General features: G+C 65.0%; 1 protein-coding gene and 1 pseudogene. Both read left to right on the top strand.

The features are described from left to right. Positions 1-165: pseudogene (locus A5652_RS28185) on the top strand (DMT family transporter); the annotation flags it as partial. Positions 166-339: 174 nt separating this feature from the next. Further along, positions 340-2,159, top strand: a 1,820-nt coding sequence (locus tag A5652_RS22410) for a hypothetical protein (RefSeq protein ID WP_067356953.1), incomplete at its 3' end; no start/stop codon positions are given.

The raw sequence follows: 2,159 nt of genomic DNA on the forward strand, positions 1-2,159 counted from the left end.
CCGGCTACGCGTTTCAGGCGGCGGCACTGGCGCACGGATCCCTGCTGCTGGTCCAGCCGCTGCTGGTGTCGTCGTTGCTATTCGCACTACCCCTGAGTGCGGCGCTGTGCCACCAGCGCATCAGTCGGGCCCAGTGGGGCTGGGCGATGTTGCTGACGGCCGCGCCGCCCGGATTGGTGGTGACTGGCATGCGTGACTCGGGCCCCCATATGCTTGGCCAGCAAATCGCCGTTCGACGTGGACGACACATCGGGGGCGGTAATCCGGGGAACCGCGGGGAGGGATTGCAGTGTCGCGTGATGCCCATTCGCTGGGCCGGTTCAGCGATTCGGAAATGCGATGCAGCTGAACTATCTCAGCATCGCCGAGCTCGTCGCGGGTGCCGGCGGTGACCCCTGGGAGATCAACCGGACCCTGCAGGCGGGCCAGCCCGGGCAGATTTCCAATCTTGCCAACGCTTTTCACGCCGCGGGCCGCTCCACAGCCGAAGCCGACGCGACCTTCGAGCAGGCCCGCAAACGTTTCGAAGCGGCCTGGAATCACCAGAACGGCAATAGCCCGATCAACGCCTCCGCCGAGGTGCAGCGCACCGCGCAGGCGCTGGGCGCGCAGTCCCAGCAGTTACCCAAGATCGGGGCCGATCTGGAAAACATCGCCGCGGCCCTGGCCGACGCCCAAAAGGACGGGGCGCAAGAGATCGCCACGCTGGAAGGTCGGCTGCAAATGCTCGACAAGATCATCGGCGCGGCGACCAAGGATCTGCAGGATCCCAACCTTGCCCCCGAGGATCGCCACGCGCTGGAGACGTTGATCAAGGACGCGAAAGCCGACGCGGTCGACGACACCCGCGAGGCCCTTGACCAGTTGCGTGCCACCCGCGACAACTACGCGAAATCGCTGCACGGAGCGCAGAAGAATCTGGCCGACGACGGGTACGACCCGACGCGCGTCCTGGGTGTCGACGGGCACGCCGCCGAGACGCCGGAATCTGCCGAGCAGGATGTGAAGGCCGCGCTCGGCGGCGACAAGGGTGCGGCCGCCCGCGTCAACGGAGTGCTGAGCTCGATCACACCCGACCAGGTTTCCGGAAAGGTGCCGCTGACCGCCGAGCAGGCTTCGGTGTTGAGCCAGCTGCAGGCGCAAGAGCACGGCATGAGCATCGATGCGCTCAAAACCGCCGAGCAGCGCCTCGGCGACGAGAGGGGGATGATCGGCGACTCCTGGCAGCTGATGAGCAACCCGAACATCACGTTCCCGAAAACGCCGACAAACGTCGGCGCCAAGCAGGGCACCGACACCGTCAAGGGTGGGGTATCCCAACTGCCCGACAGTGTGCAGGAGGTGCTCAAGGCGCCGGGCTGGTTGTATGCCGACCAGACCAGGACGATCGCCGACATCGTCAAGGACGGTAACCCGTTGCTGCAGCACAACACTGAGGTCGACCAGGGCTTGCTGCACAAGGGCGCGCAGATCATGACGCAGGATTGGGCGCGCAACACCTACGACCAAACGGTCGAGTCGGTGTTCTGGGCGGCCGGTCGCGACCATGGGGCCGTGAATTGGATCGTCAACCAGCAGGGCCTTTGCGATCAGTCGACCCAGGACTTCTTGAAGAACATCACCCACCACACCTGGTCCGACGGTGGCGACGCGGCCGGATCGTTGTTCAGCTGGACCAAGGACGCGGCCGGCCCGGAGGCCCAGATCGCCGGCCAGACCGCGCAGACGTATGCGGCCTACCTCGGTCAGCATTCCCACGAGTTGCTCGATTTGCCGGGTCATCACACACTGGGCCAAGTCGATCCGAAGCTGACGCAAGCCTTCGCCACCGGGCTCTCGCCGTACGTCACCAATATCGCCGGCGGCACCAACGACCTGTCGCCGTTCTTCCACACGCCGGATTCCAATCAGGACGTGGAATCGAGATTGCCTATCGCCAAAGGCATTTTCTCCGTGCTCAGCACGGACAAGGACGCATCGAACATCTTCAATGGTGCGGCGATGCAGCAGATCATGCAGGACCAGAACCGCTACGCCGAAGCGGTTGCGCACCACGTGCCCGGCGCGGTCGCCAACGACGCCGATCTGCAGCAGGCCGCCACCTTGAAGGGATTGGTCGACGTCGGGGTGAACAACGCCGTGCACGCCGAAGGTCTCAA

Origin of the sequence: Mycobacterium sp. 1165178.9 (genome assembly GCF_001673555.1) — a bacterium.
Lineage (GTDB): Bacteria > Actinomycetota > Actinomycetes > Mycobacteriales > Mycobacteriaceae > Mycobacterium.